This is a genomic window from Aquiflexum gelatinilyticum, from assembly GCF_024813435.1.
Taxonomy (GTDB): domain Bacteria; phylum Bacteroidota; class Bacteroidia; order Cytophagales; family Cyclobacteriaceae; genus Cognataquiflexum; species Cognataquiflexum gelatinilyticum.
In genome coordinates, this window is sequence record NZ_JANAEZ010000001.1 from 1,087,657 (window position 1) to 1,095,471 (window position 7,815).

The 7,815-nt window shown below is 42.6% G+C and carries 3 protein-coding genes; all 3 read right to left on the reverse strand.

Annotation, left to right across the window (positions count from 1 at the left end):
• Positions 1-16: 16 nt before the first annotated feature.
• The 3 genes from NK987_RS04575 to NK987_RS04585 all read right to left on the reverse strand — a co-directional run bounded on the left by NK987_RS04575 (position 17) and on the right by NK987_RS04585 (position 7,215).
• Positions 17-1,429 carry a SusD/RagB family nutrient-binding outer membrane lipoprotein gene (locus tag NK987_RS04575; RefSeq protein ID WP_259262899.1) on the reverse strand — a complete coding sequence of 471 codons (1,413 nt, stop codon included), beginning with the start codon at positions 1,427-1,429 and terminating at the stop codon, positions 17-19.
• A gap of 12 nt (positions 1,430-1,441) precedes the next feature.
• Positions 1,442-4,549: a SusC/RagA family TonB-linked outer membrane protein gene (locus tag NK987_RS04580; RefSeq protein WP_259262900.1), complete on the reverse strand. Its 3,108-nt coding sequence runs from the start codon at positions 4,547-4,549 to the stop codon at positions 1,442-1,444.
• 434 nt (positions 4,550-4,983) lie between these two features.
• On the reverse strand, positions 4,984-7,215 hold the full coding sequence (locus NK987_RS04585; RefSeq protein ID WP_259262901.1) for a sodium-translocating pyrophosphatase: 2,232 nt from the start codon (positions 7,213-7,215) through the stop codon (positions 4,984-4,986).
• Positions 7,216-7,815 lie beyond the last annotated feature (600 nt).

A 7,815-nucleotide genomic window follows, 5' to 3' on the forward strand; every position in this document is an offset into this window, starting at 1 on the left:
TTAAGAATGGTTGAAATTACTGATTCCACCAAATCCTATCCAGAAGTGTGACAGTAGGAACATTGTTTCCATTCCTACTGACTTCTGAATCAGGGTAAGGCAATCTCCTGATAAATTGATTGTTCAAATCCGGGTTTAAATTCTGAGGAAGAGTCATGTCCTTATATGCATAATTAAATCTCCTCGCATCATTCCAAGTCTCTGGATGAAGGAAAGTTGCTATCCATTTTTCTTTAAAAACATCATTGATGGTTAGTGCACCGACTCCCATACTTACCGAAGGGTCAGCCAAATAAGCCACAACTTGGTCATTGGGTACACTCAACATTTGCATATGGGCCCTGATTCCTTCAAGATAAGCTGCATATGCTCTTGGTTTGTCGGTGGAAAATGCCGCTTCGGCTTCAATGAATTTCAATTCCGAATAGGTCATGATCAGGACAGGGCCCAATGTTGATGTATAATATTGGCCGGGAATGAGTGTAGACCTGGCCCCTTGTTCAGGTGCATTTCCCCTGCCTGCTCCATTTTCTACGCCGATATATTCTCCTGCATCTGTGGTTCCAACCATAAGCTGTAATCTTGGATCAACTGTTGGGTAAGAAGTTCCGTCCAAGGCCTCAATGAATTGGGTTGAAATCCAACCTCCCAACAATAAGTTTTCATTATTTATCGCAACCTGAGCCCAAGGATTAAACCTTTGGTCAAAGAAATTCATTTTGGCATCGTCAAGGTTATTTGTCATACCGGCTGCGGCTGCTGCCAAGACATTTGCAGGGTTATAACCCGGAGTACCGCTTGTATGAAGCAGGTATCGGGCTTTAAGGGAATTAGCAAATTTTACCCATTTTTCAATATTTCCTCCATAAATAAAATCATCGGTACCAATAGTTACTGTAGAAGTCAGTCCAAAATTAACAATAGCCTGGTCCAAAAGTGAAAGCACTTCAGTATATAAAGCCTGGTCGTCGTCGTATGCCGGAGTGACTGTTGAGAAGTCAAAGCCTTCAGAATAGGGAACCTCTCCCCACATATCCACGACCATACCAAGGTTTAGAGCCATTAATGTCTGACCTGCTGCGGCATAATGGGTTGCACCCAGATCTTCAGATTTTCTTACTAGATCTGTTATGTCTGACATTACTGAATAAAATGATCCCCATGTCCCACTGTAATCCAATGGCTCCATGATATCTGATGAAGAACCTGGATTGGGTGAGGCCAGGTGTTGGACATAATTACTTGAAATAGAACCTGCCCTGTAGACATTGAGGGTAGATTCAAAAGTAATATTGGTCAATAACCCCTGTATTGGAGCATCCTGTGGATTATTTGGATTTTCATTGACATCAATCCAAGAATCGCATGCTCCTATTAGCAGCATAACTGCTGACATCATTAATATTTTGATTTTTGATATATTCTTCATGATCGTCTTCATTTAGAAACCAAGATTTAAAGTAAAGAATAGGCTTTGCACTCCGGGAAACCCTAGGCCGGTAAATCCAATGGCATTTCCACCGGCGCCGGCACTGAAAGATTCCGGATCAAATCCGTCCCAAGGTGTATATAGGATGATATTGTTGGCAGCAACAGATGCCCTGAGGGACTTGATAAAGGTTCCTTCCAAAATTCTTGCGGGCAAGGTATATCCCAATGTGATGTTTCTCAACTTCAGGAAACTAGCATCCTGAACAAAGTTTTCACTGACACTCCTATAGGTGTTCCTATAAAATCCCGCTCCATAATTTCTGTTGTCCGGCCCTACACCCTGCCCCAGCCACACTTCTTGGGAATTTGCAGAACCGTCAGCAAGGAATCCTTCAAAAACCCTCGTCTCATTCCTGTTGGCCGTATATCCGGCGATACCAAATGCAGCCAAGAAATTGTCAAATTGGTTGTATTGCTGAACGCCTGTCCTTCCATCAATTAGCAGAGATAAATCCCAGTTTTTGTAATTGAAATCATTCCTGATTCCTCCAATCCATTTTGGAATGGCATTTCCCAAGATCAATTGCGTACCGTTTCTAATTGGAAAACCATTTGCCCCGATAAGCAAGTCTTGGTCTCTGTTTAGCGTAGTCAATCCTTCAGGGACTCCTCCTTGATAGTACCTCTGGTAAGAACTACCATAGATGTCTCCATAAGGTCTTCCTTCTATCAATTTCATGGTTACTGTGGATCCGACATAGCCAAACTGACTTCCTACTATGATTTCGTCAATTCCTTCCCTGATAGACTTTACGGTGTTGTTGTTATAGGAAAGGTTGAAATTGATAGTCCAAGAGAAATCATTGCGTTGGATAGGCATTGCCTTTAGGATGAATTCCACTCCTTCATTTTGGATTTCGCCCGCATTGGTCACATAAGAGGAAAAACCTGTTGTGGTAGAAACCGGAACAGGTATGATCTGGTCTTTTGTATTGTTCTTATAGTAGGCAATATCGAGCTCTATCTTATTCTTAAATAAACCGATCTGGGTACCGAATTCTATGGAACTCGTTCTTTCAGGTCTGAGGTTTGGATCCCCAAATCTTCCGTTTCTGGTAAAACCCACTTGTCCGTTCAATGGATAAATTGAAGGTGATAGATAAGTGGCGCCTAAGAGATGCGGATCGGTATCCTTACCAACCTCGGCATAGGAAGCTCTCAATTTCCCAAAAGTCATCCATGCAGGTAAATCAAATGACTCTGAAAAGAGGTAACTTAAGTTGAATGAGGGATAGAAAAAGGAGTTGTTTTCTGTAGGCAAAGTGGATGAGATATCATTTCTTCCTGTGATGTTCAGGAATACTGTCCCTCTATAATCTGCTGTCACATCCCCGTAAAACCCGACCAATCTCCTGATGCTTTTGCCTTGGTCACTGAATACCTGTCTGGTATTGTTGAGGTTAAAGAACTCAGGAATCACGAAGTTTTCACCTAAGGAAGAAAGCCTGTCAAATTTCCTTTCGAAGATGTCATTGCCAAATCTTAAAGAAGTATTCCAGTTTTCATTCCATCTCTTTTGCATGGACACGATAAAGGTGGAAGTCAAGTCCCTGCTGTTGATTCTGATTTCCCTGATAAAACCTGTGGAACTCAACGGGGCTTCTCCGTCAATTCCTTTAGGTCCAGGTGTGATTTCTGTTCTGCTATCTGAATACGCGTCCATTCCCACCCGGTAGGTAAAATTGATCCAATCAGCAGGCTTGTAATTCAAAGTGACATTTCCCAAAATGCGGTTAACATTGTCTTCGAAAGTACTGAACTGCGCATCATAAATCGGGTTGGTATTGCCCCCGACGCTGACCATCGTGCCATCCGGTTTGATATAATTCCTGATGTCTGTTGTCTCAGACCAATATACCATCCTTTCCATAAACCTGTCATGAGGAACCCTGTTTCCTCCTGAGTTGATGTAGTTCAATGAACTCGAAAAGTCAAATTTATTAGAGACTTTTACCTGACCGTTGACTTTAGCGGAAGTCCTGTTCCAGTCACTGAAAGGAATGACACCTTTGTGGTCAAGTCTGCCAAATGAACCAAAGAAAGTAGCATTTTCATTTCCTCCGGAGATATTGACATTGTTATTGATTTGGGATCCGGTCTCAAATGCCCTTCTCCAATTGTCTTGGTATTTGTGATCCGGCACTGTCTGCCTCACCTCTGAGATAGGTGCTCCCCATGCTGGCCAAAAACTGCTTGGGTCATATACCCCACTGAAGCCTTGTCCAAATTGGTCTTGAAATTCAGGATATCTATTGATTTGTTCAAAACCAATTGAAGAAGTCACATTTACACTTGTTGATCCTGCCTTTCCTTTTTTTGTTGTGATGATTACCGCACCGTTTGCAGCCCTTACGCCATATAGAGCAGTTGCAGCAGCACCTTTGAGGACGTTGATGGATTCTACATCATCGGGGTTTAAATCTGCCACCCTATTGGACAATCCCCTTGGGGTACCAGGTGATTCGACGGTAGAGTTGTCAATCTGAATACCATCTACAATAAAGAGCGGCTGGTTATCTGCACCCGGATTCAGGGAAGTCACACCCCTGATGATGATCCTCGCACTTTGGCCCGGAGCACCGCCAGAATTGGTTACCTGCACACCTGCAATCTGTCCCTGCATGGCATTGACCAGATTGGGCTGCTTGGTTCGCATGATATCCTCTGAACCTATTTTTTGGACGGAATAACCCAAGCCCTTTTTCTCTACTTCAATTCCAAAAGCAGTGACAACTACTTCTGACAATTGTTCAATATCTGCCTCCATCCCAAGGTCTATGATAGTACGGTTGTTGATTTCTACAGCCTGCTCCTTGAAGCCGATAAATGAGAAAAGCAATACATTACGGCCACTAGGTACATTGATGGAATATTCCCCATCAATGTCTGTTACCGTACCTATCGTGGTATTTTGCACCAATACCGTCACACCTGGAAGGGGTTGTCCGTCTTCCTTTGTCGTTACTTTACCTGTTACTGTATTTTGCTGCGCAATCATAGGATGTGACAACAAAATGAACATGAAAAAAGTAACCATAAGAGTAATTCTTTTCTTCATAAAGTTTGGTTTAAAATGGTTAAATAAGTTGATTTAATTAAATGCCAATACCAGTCGCCTGGACCGAATTACTAATCGATTTCGATTATTTGGTTATTTTGAGTCTATTTATTTATTAATTTAAAAAAAGGTCCAAAAATGAGATTTTTACTCTATAAGCTTTGGTTTATCTCACCTTTTGATTACTCATATTATCGATAAATTGACAAAAAGCCTATACTTTTAATTAAAAAAAATTAAATTCAAGAGATTCTTTTAACATAAAAAAAACTACAGAAGCATGTTTCTATTAACCGATAATTACCCAAAAATTATTTCGTTTTCAGAATTACTTTTTAGAAACTTAAAAATGTCCGTATTTGGACTTTAAAAAAAAAAACAAAAAAGCCACCCGTTTCACACAGGTGGCTTCCCTCTAAATAGGATAATTTTCTTTATTTGTTGATCGTCACGGTAACGATTTTTTCAATTTCCTTGCCGTCTTCATGCGTAATTTCTTGGGTTACTTTGATATCCTCAGCCTTGATCTGAACATGACCATGACCATCTCCTTCAGAAATATGTGGCGCGATGATCAAAGCGACGATCGAAGTCAATTTGATCAGGATGTTCATCGAAGGGCCTGAAGTATCTTTGAAAGGATCGCCCACAGTGTCGCCCGTAACTGAAGCTTTGTGGGCGTCAGAACCTTTGTACTCCATTTTTCCATTGATCATGACTCCTTTTTCGAAGGACTTCTTGGCATTGTCCCATGCACCACCGGCATTGTTTTGGAAGATACCCATTAACACGCCTGAAACAGTGATACCTGCCAACATCCCGCCCAATACTTCGGGGCCAAAGGCAAAACCAACAATGATCGGAGATAGCAAGGCAATTGCTCCCGGAGCAACCATTTCCCTCAAAGAAGCTTTGGTAGAAATCTCCACACACTTCTCATATTCCGGCTTGGCTTTGTACTCCATAATACCGGGAATTTCCCTGAACTGTCTTCTCACTTCGTTGACCATGTCCATCGCTGCCCTTCCCACTGCCGCTATGGCCAAGGAAGAAAAGATAAACGGAATCATCGCCCCGACAAACAATCCTGACAATACATCTGCCTTGTAAATATCGATAGAATCAATTCCTGCCATACCCACGTAAGCTGCAAACAAGGCCAAAGCAGTCAATGCCGCTGAGGCAATGGCAAAACCTTTTCCTGTTGCTGCAGTGGTGTTACCTACAGCATCAAGAATGTCTGTTCTTTCTCTTACTTCTTTTGGCAAGCCTGACATCTCAGCGATACCACCTGCGTTATCGGCAATTGGTCCAAATGCATCGATAGCCAATTGCATCGCGGTAGTAGCCATCATGCCGGCAGCAGCTATAGCCACACCATAAAGACCGGCACTCAAGAAAGAACCATAAATACCTGCTGCCAATACCAAAATCGGAGCAACAGTGGATTCCATACCCAAGGAAAGACCCCCAATAATATTGGTTGCATGACCTGTGGAAGACTGCTTGATAATTGAATTCACAGGACGCTTGCCCATAGATGTGTAATATTCAGTAATCGCACTCATCAGTGCACCTACGATCAAACCGATCACCACTGCTCCGAAAACACCCATTTTGGTAAATGCTATGGATCCACCTCTGGATAGTACCAATTCACCTGCAGGCAACATATAGTCAATCAAGAAATAAGATGCTGATACAGTCAATAATATAGAAATCCAATTTCCTTTGTTCAAAGCACCCTGTACACTGTCAGTGTCTTTGCTGATTTTGACAAAGAAGGTAGAAATGATGGAAAACAACAATCCCATACCGGCGATTACCAATGGTAACAATACCGGAGCGATTCCTCCAAAATTATCATTGGAAACAATTTCTCTTCCCAAAACCATGGAGGCCAAAATTGTAGCTACATAAGAACCGAAAAGGTCAGCACCCATACCTGCCACGTCACCGACGTTGTCACCAACGTTATCCGCAATGGTTGCCGGGTTTCTTACATCATCTTCAGGAATACCTGCTTCTACTTTTCCTACGAGGTCAGCGCCAACGTCAGCTGCTTTGGTATAGATACCTCCACCGACTCTTGCAAAAAGGGCAATGGATTCAGCACCCAGGGAAAATCCTGCCAATACTTCCAAGGCTGTTGCCATGGCAGCACCGTTGACATCTCCTCCGGTAGAGACTACAAACATGTTGTAGAACACGATAAAGAGCGAGCCCATACCTAAAACGGCTAGACCGGCAACACCGATACCCATCACAGAACCTCCTGTAAATGAGACATCAAGTGCTTTTTTCAAACTTGTTTTGGCAGCTTGGGTAGTCCTGACATTGGCCTTGGTGGCAATGTTCATTCCAAGGTATCCGGCAAAAGCGGAAAGCACCGCTCCGATCACAAAGGATACGGCAATGATCCAGCTGGAATTTGGAACCAATGTTCCTGACCATGCCAAAATAATACCGGCAATGACTACGAAATAGAAGAGAATTTTCCATTCTGCCTTTAAAAATGCCATGGCACCTTTGGCGATGTGACCCGCCAACTCAACCATGTTTGCATCTCCCGGGTCTTGTTTGACCACCCAGGCCGATTTGATGGCCATCACGATGAGGCCGATAATCCCCATAGCGGGGACGAGATATACAATTGCTTGTTCCATAAATTATCTTGGGTTAACCCTAAAATTTTTGATGCGACAAAGATATTATTATTCACTTATCTAGCAACCAATTGAAAAAAAATGGTGGAAGAGGTTGTGATGGTTGTAGTGGTTCTAATGGTTGTAATTGTTGTCTGCTTTGCGTTGTCGGGTTGTCGGTTGTCAAGTTGTCGGGTTGGGATGCGTCATTCTGAGTGTAGCGAAGAATCTCTAGGTTCTAATAGTTGTAATTGTTGTAGTGGTTGTCTGCTGCGCGTTGTCAGGTTGTCGGGTTGGGAACCGTCACCCTGAGGTACGAAGGGTCTCTTGGTTTTAATTGTTGTAGTTGTTTTAATTGTTGTAATTGTGGACTGCTGCGCGTTGTCGGGTTGTCGGGTTATCGGGTTGGGATGCGTCATTCTGAGTGTAGCGAAGAATCTCTAGGTTCTAATGGTTGTAATTGTTTTAGTGGTTGTAATTGTTGTCAGCTGCGCGTTATCAAGTTGTCGGGTTGTCGGGACTGATGAGACTGTTCAATTAACTGTGTCAATGTTTAATTTATTAAATTTTGACTATGAAAGAAAACGGAGATGAATTTGATTTCAAGGCATTTGCCAGACA

Excerpts from the sequence above, each read along its gene's own strand:
- NK987_RS04575 (WP_259262899.1), bottom strand. The coding sequence starts at position 1,429 with ATGAAGAATATATCAAAAATCAAAATATTAATGATGTCAGCAGTTATG.
- NK987_RS04580 (WP_259262900.1), bottom strand. The coding sequence starts at position 4,549 with ATGAAGAAAAGAATTACTCTTATGGTTACTTTTTTCATGTTCATTTTG.
- NK987_RS04585 (WP_259262901.1), bottom strand. The coding sequence starts at position 7,215 with ATGGAACAAGCAATTGTATATCTCGTCCCCGCTATGGGGATTATCGGC.